Origin of the sequence: Streptomyces sp. NPDC050619, from assembly GCF_040654815.1 — a bacterium.
Lineage (GTDB): Bacteria > Actinomycetota > Actinomycetes > Streptomycetales > Streptomycetaceae > Streptomyces.
Genome location: NZ_JBFAIR010000008.1, coordinates 217927 through 235737, shown reverse-complemented (window position 1 = coordinate 235737; position 17811 = coordinate 217927). Strand labels below are relative to the sequence as shown.

The 17811-nt window shown below is 71.0% G+C and carries 14 protein-coding genes and 1 riboswitch; of the genes, 2 read left to right on the top strand and 12 right to left on the bottom strand.

Going from position 1 to position 17811, the window contains the following annotated elements:
- Positions 1-8 precede the first annotated feature (8 nt).
- The 7 genes from AB0I77_RS16260 to AB0I77_RS16230 form a co-directional block, all read right to left on the bottom strand.
- Positions 9-1691 (bottom strand): Hsp70 family protein, encoded by a 1683-nt coding sequence (locus tag AB0I77_RS16260; protein WP_363283199.1) that lies wholly within the window; start codon positions 1689-1691, stop codon positions 9-11.
- On the bottom strand, positions 1688-2206 hold the full coding sequence (gene grpE / locus AB0I77_RS16255; protein ID WP_363283198.1) for a nucleotide exchange factor GrpE: 519 nt from the start codon (positions 2204-2206) through the stop codon (positions 1688-1690). The genes AB0I77_RS16260 and grpE overlap by 4 nt, the downstream gene beginning before the upstream one ends.
- A 113-nt stretch (positions 2207-2319) precedes the next feature.
- The gene (locus AB0I77_RS16250) at positions 2320-2703 is read right to left on the bottom strand and encodes a hypothetical protein (RefSeq protein WP_363283197.1); all 384 of its coding nucleotides are present in this window, start codon (positions 2701-2703) and stop codon (positions 2320-2322) included.
- 91 nt (positions 2704-2794) lie between these two features.
- Positions 2795-3445: a thymidine kinase gene (locus tag AB0I77_RS16245; RefSeq protein ID WP_363283196.1), complete on the bottom strand. Its 651-nt coding sequence runs from the start codon at positions 3443-3445 to the stop codon at positions 2795-2797.
- Positions 3446-3494: 49 nt separating this feature from the next.
- The gene (locus tag AB0I77_RS16240) at positions 3495-4757 is read right to left on the bottom strand and encodes a nucleotide pyrophosphatase/phosphodiesterase family protein (protein WP_363283195.1); all 1263 of its coding nucleotides are present in this window, start codon (positions 4755-4757) and stop codon (positions 3495-3497) included.
- Complete coding sequence (locus tag AB0I77_RS16235; RefSeq protein WP_363283194.1) at positions 4757-5353, bottom strand: DUF5998 family protein; 597 nt, start codon at positions 5351-5353, stop codon at positions 4757-4759. Before AB0I77_RS16235 ends, AB0I77_RS16240 begins: the two co-directional genes overlap by 1 nt.
- A 124-nt stretch (positions 5354-5477) precedes the next feature.
- Positions 5478-8324 carry a GNAT family N-acetyltransferase gene (locus tag AB0I77_RS16230; RefSeq protein ID WP_363283193.1) on the bottom strand — a complete coding sequence of 949 codons (2847 nt, stop codon included), beginning with the start codon at positions 8322-8324 and terminating at the stop codon, positions 5478-5480.
- A gap of 176 nt (positions 8325-8500) precedes the next feature.
- Here AB0I77_RS16230 and AB0I77_RS16225 point away from each other — a divergent pair, with 176 nt between their 5' ends.
- Positions 8501-8782: an HPr family phosphocarrier protein gene (locus tag AB0I77_RS16225; protein ID WP_363283192.1), complete on the top strand. Its 282-nt coding sequence runs from the start codon at positions 8501-8503 to the stop codon at positions 8780-8782.
- Positions 8783-8927: 145 nt separating this feature from the next.
- On the opposite strand, the gene AB0I77_RS16220 is transcribed toward AB0I77_RS16225, so the two are convergent.
- From AB0I77_RS16220 to AB0I77_RS16205, 4 genes are all read right to left on the bottom strand, one after another.
- Positions 8928-9623 (bottom strand): GntR family transcriptional regulator, encoded by a 696-nt coding sequence (locus AB0I77_RS16220; RefSeq protein WP_363283190.1) that lies wholly within the window; start codon positions 9621-9623, stop codon positions 8928-8930.
- Positions 9624-9811: 188 nt separating this feature from the next.
- Positions 9812-10585, bottom strand: coding sequence for a M23 family metallopeptidase (locus AB0I77_RS16215; protein ID WP_363283188.1), 774 nt, complete (start codon positions 10583-10585; stop codon positions 9812-9814).
- Positions 10586-10597: 12 nt separating this feature from the next.
- Positions 10598-10765, bottom strand: a riboswitch (cyclic di-AMP (ydaO/yuaA leader).
- A 203-nt stretch (positions 10766-10968) separates the two neighbouring features.
- Positions 10969-12369 (bottom strand): pitrilysin family protein, encoded by a 1401-nt coding sequence (locus AB0I77_RS16210; RefSeq protein WP_363283187.1) that lies wholly within the window; start codon positions 12367-12369, stop codon positions 10969-10971.
- Entirely contained in the window at positions 12366-13727 is a 1362-nt protein-coding gene (locus AB0I77_RS16205) for a pitrilysin family protein (RefSeq protein ID WP_363283186.1), read from the bottom strand. The genes AB0I77_RS16210 and AB0I77_RS16205 overlap by 4 nt, the downstream gene beginning before the upstream one ends.
- A gap of 399 nt (positions 13728-14126) precedes the next feature.
- Between AB0I77_RS16205 and AB0I77_RS16200 the strand changes: the two genes are divergently transcribed.
- Positions 14127-16583, top strand: coding sequence for a DNA topoisomerase IV subunit A (locus AB0I77_RS16200; RefSeq protein ID WP_363283185.1), 2457 nt, complete (start codon positions 14127-14129; stop codon positions 16581-16583).
- Here AB0I77_RS16200 and AB0I77_RS16195 read toward each other — a convergent pair.
- Positions 16580-17647, bottom strand: a complete 1068-nt coding sequence (locus tag AB0I77_RS16195) for a GTP-binding protein (protein WP_363283184.1) — start codon at positions 17645-17647, stop codon at positions 16580-16582. The genes AB0I77_RS16200 and AB0I77_RS16195 overlap by 4 nt on opposite strands.
- Between the last annotated feature and the right edge of the window lie 164 nt (positions 17648-17811).

Sequence of the window (17811 nt, the reverse complement as noted above, 5' to 3'; positions counted from 1 at the left end):
CCCCGCGATCAGCCGATCCGCTGGCGGCTCATCGCGACCCGCGCCTCGTCGACCGCCTCCTGGGACAGCCCGCCGATCTGGAGGGAGATCTCGATCTGCTCGCCGCTCTCCCGCTCGGTGGCGACGACGGTGAGCAGCCCCGAGGTGTCGAGCGTGAACACGCACTGGAAGGGCCAGTGCGCGGGTTTGCCGGGCGGGATCTTCAACGTCCCTCGCGCGACCTCCGTGTTGTGCTCGAGCTCCTGAGACTCCACCGCGCCCGCCTGTTCCATCACCTTGATCCGGACGTGCCGCTGGCCGTCGCGGATGGTGTAGAAGTCGTCGGTGACGGACGCCGGCAGGGTGTCGTTGGCGTGCACGAGGTGGGTGACGTACTCCCGGCCGCTGTCGACGTCGATGACCTGGATGCCGTAACCGCGCGAGGCGACGGTGGAGATCTCGTACGGGCGGTGGGTGAGGCCGGTCTCCGGCACGTCCGGTGCCCCTTCGGCGGGGAGTTCGCCGCTGGAGACGAAGTACGCGGCGCGGTCGAGGGCGTAGAGCGCGGCGCCGCGGGCCACCGCGAGGTCGGGGTTGTGCAGCCTGGGCTCGAAGCCGAACTGGGCGCGCAGGGCGGCGGCGACGGCGGGCATCTTGGTGGCGCCGCCGACGAGCAGCACGTCGTCGAAGTCCGACACGCCCCGCTCGGCGGCCAGTTCGACGGTGCGGCGGGTGATGTCGACGGTGCGGTCGAGCAGGTCGCGGGTCAGCTCCTCGATCAGCTCCCGGGTCAGCTCCACGGGTTCGACCCTGCCCTGGTGCATGACGCGGACGGTGTAGCGCTCGCGGAAGGACAGCGCCTTCTTCGCCTCCTCGGCGTCCTTGCGCAGCTGCGTCTCGGACTGGGGGTCGGACAGCGGGTCGTCGACGTCCGGGAAGCGCTCACGGAACCGCTCCACCAGGTGCATGACGACGCGGTCGTCGAAGTCGCTGCCGCCCAGCTCCTTCGCGCCGTCCGTGCACAGCACGGTCAGCTCGCGCCCGCGCAGGGTGAGCACGGTGGTGTCGAAGGTGCCGCCGCCCAGGTCGTACACGAGGACGGCCCGGTCCCCGCGCTCCTCGTCGCCTTCCAGGGCGCCGTAGTCGAGCGCGGCCGCGATGGGCTCGGCGACCACGTCGAGGACGCGCAGTCCGGCGATCTCGCCGGCCTTGCGGGTGGCGTCCCGCTCGGCGAGCCCGAAGTAGGCGGGCACGCTGATCACCACGTCGTGGGCGTCGTCACCGCCGGCGGCCTTCGCGTCCTCGACGAGCTTGCGCAGGATGCGAGCGGAGATCTCCTCGGGTGTGTAGGTGCGGCCGTGGAACTCGCGCGGCACCACCTCGCCCATGTCCCGCTTGATGAGCTGCACGACGTGCTCGGGGTCCAGGACCGTGGCGTCCTTGGCGCTCTGCCCCACGACGACGCTGTCGGCGCTCTCGAAATAGACCACGGACGGCGTGGTGTCCGCCCCTTCGAGGTTGCGCAGCACGGTCGGTCTGCCGACGTCGTCGATCCGTGCGACGCAGGAGTAGGTGGTCCCCAGGTCGATGCCGTACACGGCCATACGGTCTCCCGCCACCGGGTCGCGCGCGGTGCGCCCGTCCGGTCTGTTGTCTCGCCAGTTGTCCTTGACAGCATGCCCGTTGAGCCCGCCGGAGACGGGGACGTTCATGGGGCATCCGATTCGGGTTCGGGTTCGGGTTCCGGTTCCCACCGGGACACCACGACGTCGGCCTTGCGCACGACCCGCTCCCCCTGAAGGAATCCGGCCGCCACGACACGCGCCACCGTCCGGTCCGCCTCGGGCCCTTCGGCGGCGGCGCGGCCCACCGGACGCTGCGACGCCAGGTCGAATGCCTCGCCCGGCCGGGGGACGTACCGCTGTACGCCGGTCCTGGCCACGGTGTCCGCGGCCTCGTCGGCCAACGCGGTCAGCAGGGCCCGTAGTTCGTCGACCTCGAGCGGGCCGGTGACCTCTTCGGCCTGGCGCAGGATCTGGTCGTGGAGCCTGATCAGGGAGTGGCGCACGAGATCGAGCGCCATTTCCACCTCGCCCCGGCGCAGCCGTTCCACCTCGTCGTGCAGCCTGGTGACGATCTCCTCACGGCGCTCGGCGAGTTGTTGCTGACGGGCGAGTGCTGCGGTGAACTCGCTTGCGAGCGCGCAGGGTTCGACACGTTCCGACACGTCGTTCACAGTAGACCAAAAGGGGCATCGCCCGTCGGCCATCGAGATTGACGGGGCGTCAGCCGTCGGGTTGGTGAAGTGTCAGCCACCGGTATGGATGAATTGATGAAGCGTCAGCCACCGAGATTGATGGAACCGTGAACGTCCCGTGCCTGGATGACGGTGTTCTGAGTGCCCCCGGAGATCACGTTGCGCACATCGCCCGCTCCGGTCCGCGTGCCCTCCAGCGCCTCGGCCTCCCGCCGCCAGGCCGCGAGCGCCTCGGCGAAGGCGGGGTCCTGCCGGGCGCGCAGAGCCAGTGCCTCGGCCAGCTCCGTGGCCCGCTGAGCGCTGTCGGCTTCTTGGGCGAGGGCCGTCAACTCGCCCTCCGCGTACGGCTCCGCGTCCGACGGCCGTCGCCTGACCAGGTCGCGCAGGGACGTCCAGACCTGTTGTCCCGCCGCGCCGGCGGTGCCTGAGGCAAGGGCCATGAGCAGTTCAGGTGCGATCGGGTCCACGACGCCCTCCACCGTTTTCCACTAGTTCGTGCGTCGAGCGTAGGGCACGGCGGGCCCGCGAAGTCCCGAATCCGAAGGAGGGACCTCGCCGTCAAGTGGAGGTGACCGGCAGGACGTCGGGGGACAGCGCGCCCGCATGCGCCGAAGCGCTGGTCACCTGGCGCAGGTGATGGCGGCGGCACAGGACCTCGTAACCGACCTCCTCCACCGGGCGGTTGACGTCGCCGACGACCACCTGGGCGCCCTCGACCACCATCTCCCCGCCCACCGTACGGGCGTTGTGCGTGGCCCGGGCACCGCACCAGCACAGGGCCTCCACCTGGAGGGCCTCGATCCGGTCGGCCAGTTCGATCAGCCGCTGCGAACCGGGGAAGAGCTTGGTGCGGAAGTCGGTGGTGATGCCGAAGGCGAAGACGTCGAGCCCCAGGTCGTCGACGACCCGCGCCAGCTGGTCGATCTGGTCCGGTGCGAGGAACTGCGCCTCGTCGACGATCGCGTAGTCGACCTTGCCTCCCCTGGACAGCTGATCGACCAGATACCCGTACAGGTCCATGCCCTCGGTGGCCTCGACAGCCTCCGTGACCAGGCCCAGCCGCGAGGACAGCTTGCCCTCCCCCGCCCGGTCGTCCCGCGTGAAGATCACACCCTGGAGCCCGCGGGCCGAACGGTTGTGTCCGATCTGGAGCGCCAGAGTGCTCTTTCCGCAGTCCATCGTTCCGGAGAAGAACACCAGCTCGGGCATGACGAGTCCAGCACCTTTCAGTTCTTGGTGAAGTCGGCCGATGTCGGCGTCAGGAGCGTACTTCGAGCAGCGGGACCAGCTGCTCGGCAGGGGTCATCGAACCGTGGTTGCCGACCATCGCCGACTCCTTGGGCTCCCGCTCCGAAGCGATGACCAGCACGTCGTCGCGCGCGGCGGCGACCACGTCGCCGATCCGGCCGTAGACCCGCTTCTCGACCTCGTCGGGCCGCCCGAACCAGCCGCCCTCGATCGCCTCGTCCCGCGAGGCCACCCAGAACTGCTCGCCGAGGACCTCGCGCCAGCAGGTCAGGACGTCGTTCTGGGCGCCCGGCACCGCGTAGATGTGACGGGCGCGGCCCTCGCCGCCCAGCAGGGCGACCCCGGCGCGCAGCTCCCAGTCCTCGTCGAAGTCGATGCGGTGCTGCTCGTCGAAGGGGACGTCGATCATGCCGTGGTCGGCGGTGACGTAGAGCGCGGTGCGCGGCGGCAGCTGCTCGGCCAGCCGCTGGACGAGCCGGTCGACGTACATGAGCTGGCCGCGCCAGGTGTCGGAGTCGACGCCGAAACGGTGGCCGGCGCCGTCCAGCTCGGCGTAGTACGTGTAGACCAGGGCGCGGTCGGCGGCGGCCAGTTGCTCGGCCGCCAGGTCCATGCGGTCCTCGCCGGACAGCCGGCCGAGGAACGTTCCGCCGCTGAGGGCGACCTTGGTCAGCGGGGTGTTCTGGAAGTGGGGGGAGGACACCTGCGCGGCGTGCACACCGGCCCGGTCGGCCAGCTGGAAGACGGTGGGGTACGGCTGCCAGGCGGCCGGCGGTGTCCACGGCTGCCAGCGCAGCTGGTTCATCAGCTCGCCGGTGGCCGGATTGCGGACGGTGTAGCCGGGCAGGCCGTGGGCGCCCGGCGGCCGGCCGGTGCCGACGGAGGCGAGGGAGGTGGCGGTGGTGGCCGGGAAGCCCGCGGTGATCGGACGCCCGGTGCCGCCGCGTGACGAGGCGAGCAGGGATGCCATGTACGGGGCCTCGTCCGGGTGCGCCCTGAGCTGCTCCCAGCCGAGGCCGTCGATCAGGAACACGCAGTTCCGGTCGGCGGGGGTCAGCTCCGGGATGGCGGCGGTCGTTCCCGGTACGGACATGCCCGCGGCCAGCGTGGGCAGCAGGTCGGCGAGGGAGCCGGTGCCGTACTCGGGGACGGGCGCGGAGTCGAGGGCGAGCGGCTGTGGGTGCTGGTGCTGGTCCCAGGCGGAGGCGGAATCAGGAGGGGCGGGCGCGGAGCGCCCTCGATCATGGGCGGCGGGGGGAGACGGGTGGGCCATCAGCGGGTGACGTCCGCGGTCGCCTCGGAGATGGCCTGCGCGAAGGCGAGCGCCTGGCGCACCGTCTCCTGGCCGTCCCCGGCCTCGCTCACGCGCAGGCTCAGGTCGTCCGCCGTCGAGTTGCCGGTGTAGCCGTGGTCCGCCTCGCAGTTGGGGTCGCCGCAGGCGGCGGGCTCCAGGTCGATGCGGGAGACGGCGCCCCAGCCGATGGTCAGCACGACCTCGCGGGGCAGGGTGCCCGGGGTGTACGACTCCGGGTTGGCGACCACGCGGCTGACCACGACCGACGAGATCCGGCCGAGCTTCACGGACTCGGTGGAGGTGGTGGCGTACGGCGTCGGCGAGGTGGTGTCCGCGTTCTGCTCGTCGGTATGGCTGACGATGAAACGGGTGCCGGTGAGGACGAGCACGGTCACATGCCGCCGCACCTCGTTCTGGTCGAACGTCGTCTCCTGGTGGACCAGGAACGACCGCATGGGCTCGCCGCCCACAGCGGCCTCCACCGCCTCGGCCACGAGGGCCGGGTAGTAGCCGCTGCGCTCGATCGCCGAGCGCAGCCCCTGGGTCGTCGTACTGGTCTTGGCCATGACGCCCATCCTACGGGGACCCACTGACTGCGAGGCACGCTCACGACTGTCTTAATCGGACTCGGTACAGGACTCGGTATAGGACTCGGTGTAGGACTCGCGGCAAGTCTCGGTACGACGTGCGCGCATGCCGTCAGTACGCCGGAAGCGTCCTCGGGCCGAGGTCGTCGCGGGCGGGCGGTGGTGCCAGCCGGACGGAGGCGCCGAGGACGCTCAGACCGCGCGAGGCGACGACGACCGGCTCCAGGGTGACCGCGACGACCTCCGGGTGGTCGTCGACCAGCCGCGACACCCTCAGCAGCAGCTCCTCCAGGGCAGGTGTGTCCACCGGCGTCGAGCCGCGCCAGCCGAACAGGAGCGGCGCCGTCCGGATCGACCGGACCAGCGAGCCGGCCTCCCGGTCGGTGACCGGAACCAGCCGGTGCGCCATGTCCCCGAGCAGCTGCGAGGCGGCCCCGGCCAGCCCGAACGACAGCACGGCCCCGGCCGCCGGGTCGATGACGGCCCGGACGACGGTGTCGACTCCCCGTGGCGCCATCCCCTGCACCACCGGCCGCAGCTCCTCGGGCTTCCCGAACAGCCCGGTCAACTCGGCGTACGCCCGCCGCAGTTGCTCCTCGTCCGCGAGATCCAGGCGTACGCCGCCCAGGTCGGCGCGGTGGCGCAGGTGGGGGGCGGTGGCCTTGAGGGCGACCGGGTAGCCGAGGGTGCGCGCGGCGGCGACGGCGGCGTCGGGAGTGGGCGCGGGCAGGGCGCCGTGGACGTGCACGCCGTACTTCCCGAGCAGCTCGCGCGTCTCGTCGACGCCGAGGGTGAGCCCCTGCCCTCGCGCGAGCAGTCCGCCGATCAGCGCGGCGGCCCCCTTCTCGTCGATGTCCTCGTACGCGGGGACCTTCCCGGGCTCGGCGGCCTCCCGTCGCCACTGCGCGTACTTGACGGCTTCGCCGAGGGCCCGGACGGCGCGTTCGGCGGCGGGGTAGGCGGGGATGAGGCGGGAGGAGTTCTCGGGGGCGGACAGGTCCTCCGCAGTCGTCGCGCAGAGTCGGTCCAGGGGGCGGAAGGGGTGGGGACGGTCGACGGAGCCGGCCACCGGCGCACTCGCCCGCGGTGCCGTGCTCGCCGCGGCCGACAACGCCTCCGCCAGCCCTCCGAGCTCGACGTGCACCACCAGCACCGGCTTCCCGGGGGCCCGCGCGGAGGCGGACCGCAGGGCTTGTGCCAACTCCCCGTCCTGCGCCGGCCCCTCCCCCAGCGTCGGAATCGCCGTCACCACCACCGCGTCGCACGCGTCGTCCGCCAGGGCCCGGGACAGCGCCCCGTGGAAGTCCTCCGGCGACGCGCCCGTCGTCAGATCCTGCGGCGGCAACGGCCTGAGCCCCTCGGACAGACAGGCGTCGTACGTCAGCAGCCCCAGCGACTCGGAGTTCCCGAGGATCGCCACCCGCGGCCCCGTCGGCAGCGGCTGGCGCGCGAGCAGCAGGCCCGCGTCGACCAGCTCGGTGATCGTGTCGACCCGGATCACCCCGGCCTGCCGCAGCAGCGCGGACACGGTGGCGTGCGGCAACCGCGTCGCCCGTACGGCATGCCCCTGCGGCGCCGCGCCCCCATGGCGCGCCCCCTGCACCACGACCAGCGGTTTCGCCGCCGCCGTCCGCCGGGCGAGCCGGGTGAACTTGCGCGGGTTGCCGATGGACTCCAGATACATGAGGACGACGTCGGTGTCGGGGTCGTCGTACCAGTACTGGAGTACGTCGTTGCCGGAGACGTCCGCCCGGTTGCCGGAGGAGACGAACGTCGACACACCGGTCACCCCGGTGACGCCGCCGCCGCGCCGGTGCAGCCGGGACAGCAGGGCGATGCCGATGGCGCCGGACTGCGAGAACAGGCCGATCCGGCCCGGACGGGGCATCTCGGGCGCCAGCGAGGCGTTCAGCCGTACGTCCGACGAGGTGTTGATGACCCCGAAGGCGTTCGGCCCGATGATCCGCATGCCGTACGCGCGCGCGTGCCGGACGAGTTCCCGCTGGCGCTCGCGCCCCTCGGGGCCGCTCTCGGCATACCCCGCGGAGAGCACGACGAGTCCCTGCACGCCGTGCGCCCCGCACTCGGCGACGATCTCGGGGACGTACCGCGCCGGCACGGCGACGACCGCGAGGTCGACGGGCCCCTCGATGTCCCGCACCGAGCGGTACGCGGGGATCCCGTCGAGGTCTTTGCGCTCCTCGGGGAAGGCCTTGTTCACCGCGTACAGGGGGCCGGTGAACCCGGCGGCCCTGATGTTGTCGAAGACGCTGCGGCCCACGCCGCCGGGCGCGCGGCCGGTCCCGACGACGGCGACGGAGCCGGGCATCAGGAGCCGCTGCACGGACCGCGCCTCGGCGCGCTGTTCGCGCGCGTACTGCACGGCGAGCGAGCGGTCCGTGGGCTCCAGATCGAACTCCAGGCGTACGACGCCGTCCTCAAACCTGCGCTTCTGGGTGTAGCCGGCGTCCGTGAACACCTTGATCATCTTGGTGTTGGCGGGCAGCACCTCGGCGGCGAAGCGACGGATGCCGCGCTCGCGCGCGACGGCCCCGATGTGCTCGAGGAGCGCGGAGGCGACCCCGCGCCCCTGGTGGGCGTCCTGGACGAGGAAGGCGACCTCGGCCTCGTCGGCGGGGGCCGCCGCGGGCATGCCATCGGCGCCGATGCGGTCGTAGCGTACGGTGGCGATGAACTCGCCGCCGATGGTGGCCGCGAGTCCCACCCGATCCACGAAGTCGTGGTGCGTGAAGCGGTGGACGTCCTTGGCGGACAGGCGAGGGTAGGGCGCGAAGAAGCGGTAGTACTTCGACTCGTCCGAGACCTGCTCGTAGAAGCTGACCAGGCGATCGGCGTCATCAACGGTGATGGGCCGGATGCGCGCGGTGCCGCCGTCGCGCAGCACCACGTCGGCTTCCCAGTGGGCGGGATACTCGTGCCGGTCCGACGAGGTCTGCATGGGCCCCAGAGTACGGCTCGCGTCTGACAACGGCGCGAGGCAGTCTGTGGAGGACGGAAGCCGGACCGAGGCCGCGGTCCGACGACCTGCCGGGGCGGTACGAAGGACCACTCCGGGCTCGCTTCACGATGTGGGAAACTGGTCTAGACAACCTGAACACCGAAGGGCAGCATCACATGGCTGAGCGCCGCGTCAACGTCGGCTGGGCCGAGGGCCTCCACGCCCGTCCCGCCTCCATCTTCGTCCGGGCCGCCACGGCCGCAGGTATCCCGGTGACGATCTCCAAGGCCGACGGCAACCCCGTCAACGCGGCCTCCATGCTGGCCGTCCTCGGTCTGGGCGCCACGGGCGGCGAGGAGATCGTCCTCGCCTCCGACGCCGAGGGCGCGGACATCGCCCTCGACCGTCTCGCGAAGCTGGTCTCGGAGGGCCTCGAGGAGCTTCCCGAGACTGTCTGAGAAATCGGGACCGCCTGAGAAAAGGCGCCGTATCACACCCGGAAGGGCTCGCTCGAATTATCGGGCGGGCCCTTCGCATTTCCGTCTCGCGGACAGCAGAAGTAATCCCCCGGGAATTATCCCTTCTTTGTATACGGCGCCTGTGTTAATGACGCAGGCTCGTCATGTTTACGGGGTGTTGCGAGTTCCTCACACGCTCCGCGCGATCCGTGCCGGAGGCGAAACGCAGTCGGTGCGCGGTGCTCGCGCGCTCCGTGTGCAGCGCCGTGATCGCCCGCGCACGGTCGCTGTCGCCGCGCGCCACGGCGTCCACGATCCCGCCGCGCTCCGCCCAGGACTCCGCCGGGTTGGCCGGCGCCTCCACCGCGTACATCCAGGCGATCTTGTGGCGCAGCTGGGTCAGCATCGAGGTGAGCGCGGGGCTGCCGGAGGCCTGGGCGAGCGTCTCGTGGAACCAGCTCCCCAAGGAGCGCAGGTCCTCGCTGTTGCCCCGCCTGGCCCGCTCCTGGCCCAGCCGGACCAGACCGCGCAGCACCTTGAGGTGGGCCTCGGTGCGCCGCTGGGCGGCCCGGGCGGCACCGAGCGGCTCCAGGAGCATGCGCATCTCCAGGAGGTCGGCACCCTCCTGCTCGGTGGGTTCCGCGACGCACGCGCCCGCGTGCCGCCGGGTCACCACGAAGCCCTCGGCCTCCAGCGTGCGCAGGGCCTCCCGGACGGGGACGCGCGAGACGCCGTAGCGACGCGCGAGCAGTTCCTCGGTGAGCCGGCTGCCGCGCTCGTAGACACCCGCAACGATGTCGTCACGGATCGCCGTGCATACCGAGTGCGCCGGAATACGCATGACCGACCTCCGCCTTAATCCCCGTGAAACGTCGACGATTGACGTGTGTTCAGTGACTCTATTGCAATGAGCCGCAATTTCCGATAGCGGACCGGAATCCATGGATATTTTTTGGACAGACGGGCGTCTGAAACGCCGAAAGCCCCGGCTCGGGAGCCGGGGCTTCGGGAAGCGAAGCGCTGGGAGCGTCAGACGTTGACGCCGTGCGCGCGCAGGTAGGCGACGGGGTCGATGTCCGAGCCGTACTCCGCGGTCGTCCGGGCCTCGAAGTGCAGATGCGCGCCGGTGACGTTGCCGGTGGCGCCGGAGAGGCCTATCTGCCCCCCAGGGGTGACCTGCTCGCCCACCGAGACGCCGATGGACGACAGGTGGCCGTACTGGGTGTACGTGCCGTCGTTCATCTTGATCACGATCTGGTTGCCGTAGGAGCCGGCCCAGCCGGCCTCGACGACGGTGCCGGAACCGACCGCGTGGACGGACGTGCCGGTCGAGGCGTGGAAGTCCACGCCGGTGTGGCTGCCGGAGGACCAGACGGCGCCGCCGGTCTTGTAGCCGGTCGAGATGTACGAGCCGGAGATCGGGGCGACGAAGGCGTTGAGTCGCTCGCGCTCGGCCTCGCGGGCGGCGCGCTCCTTGGCCTCCTTGGCCTCGCGCGCCTTCTTGGCGTCGGCGACCGCCTTCTTGCGTGCGGCCTCCTCGGCCTTCTGCTGCGCCTCGGCCTCCTCGGCGGCCTGCTTCTGGGCCTCGGCCTGGGCGCCGATCTCGTCGGCGACCGAGTCGCCGACGGTGATGACGGGGATGAGACCGGTCTGCTCGGCGGCGGGTTCGGCGGCCAGCGCCGGGGCGGCCAGGGTGCCGATGACTCCGGTGGTGGTGAGCGCCGCGAGGCCCGCCGCACGGGCGGTGGAGCGCTTCATCCGGCTGGGACGACGGTGCTTCCCGGTGGCGCAGTTGAACGCCATGGAGTGGCTGTTCCTTTCCTTCCCTCTCGCCTACCGGGTTAGCTGACGGGTTCGGAGCAGGAAGGTCTCCTACGGACCCCCTCGCGGTGCGCGCGGGCGTCCGATTCACCCCAGGGACTTCATGTGTGGGTCCCCGGCTCCCCTGGCTCGCGCCGTACGGGGACTCGGCGATGACTGTCCGGTGCCGCGGATGCGGCGCACTGCCTGACGGACAGCCGGGATGACGCTAAACGGGCCGACTTTCAATCCCCAAACAGATCATGGCTTTTGTAGCGCATGCCACAGGGCAGACAGGCAACCTCTCCCTCAATTCGGACATAGGGGAGCCCTGGTGACTCTTCTGTCACCAGGGCCCCTACGCGCGCGTGCGTCGTGCTTCGGCTCTACTCGGCCGAAACGACGGTGACTTCGCCGATGCCGAGGGCCTCGACGGGCTCCTTGATCTGGGCCGCGTCACCGACGAGGACCGTCACCAGACGGTCCACCGGGAAGGCGCTCACGACCGCCGCGGTGGCCTCGACGGTGCCGGTCGCGGCGAGCTGCCGGTACAGCGTCGCCTGGAAGTCGTCCGGCAGCTGCTGCTCGACCTGGTCGGCCAGCGTGCCGGCGACGGCCCCGGCGGTCTCGTACTTGAGCGGGGCCACGCCGACGAGGTTCTGCACGGCCACGTCGCGCTCGTCGTCCGTGAGCCCCTCCTCGGCGAGCTTGCGCAGCACCGTCCACAGGTCCTCGAGGGCGGGGCCGGTGTTCGGGGTGTCGACGGAGCCGCTGATGGCGAGCATCGCGGCACCGCTGGCCCCGCCGGGAGAAGGCGCCGCGGAGCGCAGCACCTGCCCGAACGCCCGCACACCGTAGGTGTAGCCCTTCTCCTCCCGCAGGACGATGTCCAGGCGGGAGGTGAGGGTGCCGCCGAGGCAGTAGGTGCCGAGCACCTGCGCGGGCCATACGCGGTCGTGCCGGTCGGCGCCGATACGGCCGATCAGCAGCTGCGTCTGGACGGCCCCCGGACGGTCCACGATGACGACCCGGCCGGTGTCGTCGGCGGTCACCGGTGCCATGGGACGCGGCTCGGCCGCGGAGCCGGTCCAGGCGCCGAGCGTGTCGCCGAGCAGCGCGTCGAGGTCGATCCCGGTGAGGTCGCCGACCACCACGACGGTGCCGGTGGCGGGACGGACGTGCTTCTCGTAGAAGCCGCGTACGGCCGCGGAGTCGATGGCGGCGACCGTCTCCTCGGTGCCCTGGCGCGGACGCGACATGCGCGAGGTCGCCGGGAACAGCTCCTTGTAGAGCTCCTTGGCGGCGCGGCGGGACGGGTTGGCCAGCTCGTGCGGGATCTCGTCGAGCCGGTTGCGGACCAGTCGTTCGACCTCGCTGTCCGCGAAGGCGGGCGCCCTGAGGGCGTCGGCGAGCAGACCGAGCCCCTTGGACAGGCGCGAGGCCGGCACTTCGAGGGAGAGCCGTACGCCGGGGTGGTCGGCGTGCGCGTCGAAGGTGGCGCCGCAGCGCTCCAGTTCGGCGGCGAACTCCTCGGCGGAGTGCTTGTCGGTGCCTTCCCAGAAGGCACGCGCCATGATCGTGGCAACACCGTCGAGACCGGCCGGCTCGGCGTCCAAAGGCGCGTCCAGGAGCACCTCCACGGCGACGACCTGCTGGCCGGGGCGGTGGCAGCGCAGGACCGTCAGGCCGTTGTCGAGCGTCCCGCGCGCGGGGGCCGGGAATGCCCACGGCCTGGCCACGCCCGCCTTGGGCTGGGGATGGAAGTCCATCGTGGCGAGCTCGGTCACTTGGCCGCCTCCTCGTTCTCGGTCTCGTCGGCGGTGCCTTCTGCGGCCTCTGTGCTTTCGGTGGGCTCGTAGACCAGCACGGTCCGGTTGTCGGGGCGCAGGCGCGCCTTGGCGATCTCCTGCACCTCCTGGGCCGTCACGTCGAGCACGCGCCGGACGGCGCTGAAGGCGAGCTGCGGGTCGCCGAACAGCACGGCATAGCGGCACAGTTCGTCGGCGCGGCCCGCGACCGTGCCGAGCCGGTCCAGCCACTCGCGCTCCAGCTGGGCCTGGGCGCGTTCCATCTCCTCGGCGGTGGGTCCCTCCGCCGCGAAGCGGGCGAACTCCTCGTCCACGGCCGCCTCGATCACGGGTACCTCGGCATCGCCCGAGGTCTTCACGTCCATCCAGGCCAGCGAGGGTGCCCCGGCCAGGCGCAGCAGGCCGAACCCGGCCGCCACGGCCGTACGGTCACGGCGTACGAGCCGGTTGTAGAGGCGGGAGGACTCGCCGCCGCCGAGGATCGTGAGCGCCAGGTCGGCCGCGTCGCACGCGCGCGTGCCGTCCTCCGGGAGGCGGTAGGCCGCCATCAACGCGCGCGCGGGGACGTTCTCCTCGACGACCTCGCGCAGCTGCCCGCCCATGATGTCGGGCAGCGAGCCGTCACGCGGCGCGGGCTTGCCGTCGTACGCGGAGATGGAGCCGAAGTACTTCTCGATCCACGCGAGCGTCTGCTCCGGGTCGATGTCGCCGACGACCGACAGGACCGCGTTGTTGGGCGCGTAGTAGGTGCGGAAGAAGTCGCGGGCGTCTTCCAGGCTGGCCGCGTCCAGGTCGTCCATCGAGCCGATCGGCGTGTGGCGGTAGGGGTGCCCGTCCGGGAAGGCCAGGAGGAACATCTTCTCGAAGGCGGTGCCGTACGGGACGTTGTCGTAGCGCTGCCGGCGCTCGTTCTTGACGACGTCGCGCTGGTTGTCCAGGCTCTTCTGGTCGAGCGCCACCAGCAGGCTGCCCATGCGGTCGGCCTCGAGCCACAGCGCGAGCTCCAGCTGGTGGGTCGGCATGGTCTCGAAGTAGTTCGTGCGCTCCCAGCTGGTGGTGCCGTTGAGCGAGCCGCCCGCGCCCTGGACGAGCGCGAAGTGGTCGGTCCCCTTGACGTTGGCCGAGCCCTGGAACATCAGGTGCTCGAAAAGGTGAGCCAGGCCGGTGCGTCCCTTGACCTCGTGGCGCGAGCCCACGTCGTACCAGAGGCACACCGCCGCGACCGGGGTCAGGTGGTCCTCGGAGAGCACCACGCGCAGGCCGTTGGACAGGCGGTGCTCGGTCGCTGTCTGGCCCCCGGTGCCTGCCTGGGCTGTGGCCGTGTGACCCATGGGCATGTACGTCCCTTCGATCGCGTACGCGGTCGTTTGAACCGCGGTTTTCCTGCCGGTCCTGCCACTGTATGCAAGCGTGCGGACGGTCGGCGAAGTTCCCGCACGACGTACGCCCTGAGCGAGATCGCGTAGCCTGCCCGCATGCGGCCCCGCCGAACGCGTGCCGCGCCCGTGCACGCCGGGGGGACGGCCGACGCCGGGGCCTGGTCCGCATTGTCAGTGCCTCGGTCCACAATGGTCCGCATCAGATCCCGTTCACGCTTCAGCATGAGTGCGCCGAAGGAGCGCGTCGGTGTCGAGAGGGCGACCCCGCAGCGGCCCGAAGGCCTGAGCGGGGTCGGCCTCCCGACACCGACGTGAGCGACCCCTAGGCGAGCGACCAGAAAAGAGGAGCCGGCAGCGATGGCCCGCCGCAGCACGAAGACCCCGCCGCCCGACGACTCGTACGAGGAGCGGATCCTCGACATCGACGTCGTGGACGAGATGAAGGGCTCGTACCTCGAGTACGCGTACTCGGTCATCTACTCCCGCGCCCTGCCCGACGCCAGGGACGGCCTCAAGCCGGTGCACCGCCGCATCGTCTACCAGATGAACGAGATGGGCCTGCGCCCCGACCGCGGCTATGTGAAGTGCGCCCGCGTCGTCGGCGAGGTCATGGGTAAGTTGCACCCCCACGGCGACGCGTCGATCTACGACGCCCTGGTGCGCATGGCCCAGCCCTTCTCGATGCGCGTCCCGCTGGTCGACGGCCACGGCAACTTCGGCTCGCTGGGCAACGACGACCCACCGGCCGCCATGCGGTACACCGAGTGCCGCGCTGCCCAGGCCGCGAGCCTGATGACGGAGTCCATCGACGAGGACACGGTCGACTTCGCCCCGAACTACGACGGCCAGGAGCAGGAGCCGGCGGCGTTGCCCGCCGCCTTCCCGAACCTGCTGGTGAACGGCTCGTCGGGCATCGCAGTCGGCATGGCCACGAACATGCCGCCGCACAACCTGGCCGAGGTCATCGCCGCCGCCCGCCACCTGATCCGCTACCCGAACGCGGATCTGGACGCGCTCATGAGGCACGTCCCGGGCCCGGACCTGCCCACCGGCGGCCGCATCGTCGGCCTGACCGGCATCCGCGACGCGTACGAGACGGGCCGCGGCACCTTCAAGATCCGCGCCACGGTCTCCGTGGAGGACGTGACGGCGCGCCGCAAGGGTCTCGTCGTCACCGAGCTGCCCTTCTCGGTCGGCCCGGAGAAGGTCATCGCCAAGATCAAGGACCTGGTCGGCTCGAAGAAGCTCCAGGGCATCGCCGACGTCAAGGACCTCACCGACCGCGCGCACGGCCTGCGCCTGGTCATCGAGATCAAGAACGGCTTCGTGCCGGAGGCGGTCCTGGAGCAGCTCTACAAGCTGACCCCCATGGAGGAGTCCTTCGGCGTCAACAACGTGGCGCTCGTGGACGGCCAGCCCCTCACCCTCGGCCTGAAGGAGCTCCTGGAGGTCTACCTCGACCACCGCTTCGAGGTCGTACGCCGCCGCAGCGAGTTCCGCCGCACCAAGCGCCGCGACCGGCTACACCTGGTCGAGGGCCTGCTCACCGCGCTGATCGACATCGACGAGGTGATCCGCCTCATCCGCTCCAGCGACAACTCCGCCGAGGCGAAGCAGCGCCTGATGGAGCGTTTCTCGCTGAGCGACATCCAGACCCAGTACATCCTGGACACGCCGCTGCGCCGCCTGACCCGGTTCGACCGCATCGAGCTGGAGGCGGAGAAGGACCGGCTCAACGAGGAGATCGCGGAGCTGACCCGGATCCTGGAGTCGGACGCCGAGCTGCGCAAGCTGGTCTCCGCCGAACTGGCCTCGGTGGCGAAGAAGTTCGGCACCGAGCGGCGTACGGTCCTGCTGGAGTCGGCCGGCTCCCCGGCCGCCGCCGTGCCGCTCCAGGTGGCGGACGACCCGTGCCGCGTCCTGCTGTCCTCGACGGGCCTGCTGGCCCGTACGGCGAACGGCGAGCCGTTCCCGGAGGACGCCGACGCCAGGCGCGCCAAGCACGACGTGATCGTCTCGGCGGTGCCGGCCACGGCGCGCGGCGAGATCGGCGTGGTGACGTCCAGCGGGCGCCTGCTGCGCGTGAACGTCGTCGATCTGCCCCAGCTCCCGGACACGGCGGCGGCGCCGACCGTCTCCGGCGGCGCCCCCATGTCCGAGTTCGTCTCCCTGGAGGGGGACGAGACGGTGGTCTGTCTGACCACGCTCGACGAGTCGTCCCCGGGCCTGGCCCTCGGCACCGCACAGGGCGTCGTCAAGCGCGTGGTCCCCGACTATCCGACCAACAAGGGCGAGCTGGAGGTCATCACCCTCAAGGAGGGCGACCGGATCGTCGGCGCGGTAGAGCTGCGCACCGGCGAGGAGGACCTGGTCTTCATCACGGACGACGCCCAGTTGCTGCGCTACCAGGCCTCGCAGGTCCGCCCCCAGGGCCGTCCGGCGGGCGGTGTGGCGGGCATCAAGCTCACGGAGGGCGCGAAGGTCATCTCCTTCACAGCCATCGACCCGGCCGCGGACGCCGTGGTGTTCACGGTGGCCGGCTCGCGCGGCACACTGGACGACTCCGTCCAGACGACGGCCAAGCTGACCCCGTTCGACCAGTACCCGCGCAAGGGCCGCGCCACCGGCGGTGTCCGCTGCCAGCGCTTCCTCAAGGGCGAGGACTGTCTGTCCCTGGCCTGGGCGGGCCCCGTCCCGGCCAAGGCGGCACAGAAGAACGGCTCCCCGGCCGACCTCCCGGAGATGGACCCGCGCCGCGACGGCTCGGGGGTGTCCCTGGCGAAGACGGTGTCGGTCGTGGCGGGGCCGGTCTAGACGCTGAGAGACGGCTCTTCAGGGTCCTCTTCGGGATCCTGTACGTAGCGCAGAACGCCCCACATGCCGTGCTCGTCGGCGTGTGGGGCGTCGCTCTTGCACGCCTCCAGCTCCTTGCCGAGAGCGGGCACGTCGATGCCGGAGCCGATGAGCACGAGCTGGGTGAGGCGGGCGTCGGCGGGCGCGAGCGCCCAGGACTCCGGGTAGAAGCGCAGGAAGCGCCCGACGGCGTGGACGGCGTAGCGGTTGACGGAGTCGTACGGTCCGAAGTCGACGTACCCCTTGATCCGGTACAGCCCTTCGGGCCTGCTGTCGAGGAACCGCATCAACCGGCGCGGGTCGAGGGGCACTTCGGAGACGAAGGACAGGCTGTCGTATGCGGTATGCAGATGACCGGCGTGCCCGTCCTCCCCGGCGTGATCGTGCAGGTCGTCGAAGGACAGCTGCCCGATGCGCTCCTCACTGGGCCGGCAGTCGAAGAGGAACTCGGGGTCGACGCGGCCGTAGGTGGCGGGCACGACGGCGGCGCGGTCGGTGAGGGAACGGACGAGACCGAGGGTCCGCTCGGCGTCCGGCGCCCGGTCGAGCTTGTTGACGACGACCAGATCGGCGAGCGCGAGGTGCCGGTCGATCTCGGGATGCTTCGCGCGGGTGTCGTCGAACTCGGCCGCGTCCACGACCTCGACCAGGCCGCCGTACACGATCCCGGGATGCTCGCTGGCGAGCAGCATCCGCACGAGTTCCTGCGGCTCGGCGAGCCCGCTGGCCTCGATGACGACGACGTCGACCCCGACGGCGGGCCGGGCGAGCCGCTCCAGATAGACGTCGAGTTCACTGGCGTCGACGGCGCAGCACAGACACCCGTTCCCGAGCGAGACGGTGGAGTCGCCGAGCGCGCCCGCCACGGCCATCGCGTCGATCTCGATGGCACCGAAGTCGTTGACGATGGCGCCGATACGGCTGCCGCCGCTGCGATGGAGGAGGTGATTGAGGAGCGTGGTCTTGCCGGAACCCAGGAATCCGGCGAGCACGACGACCGGGATCTGCCGCGGGCTTCGACTCAACGCGCTACCTCTCTCACGCCGCCGCGTGCGCCGGACCGCCCCCTGCGCACGTACGAGGATTGAATGCGCACCCAGGATACGAGCCGTAGGAATCACCGCGAAGTGAACGATTGTTAGCAGCACTTGCGGGGCAGACGTTGGGCAAGGCGCCGGAGTGTGCGACC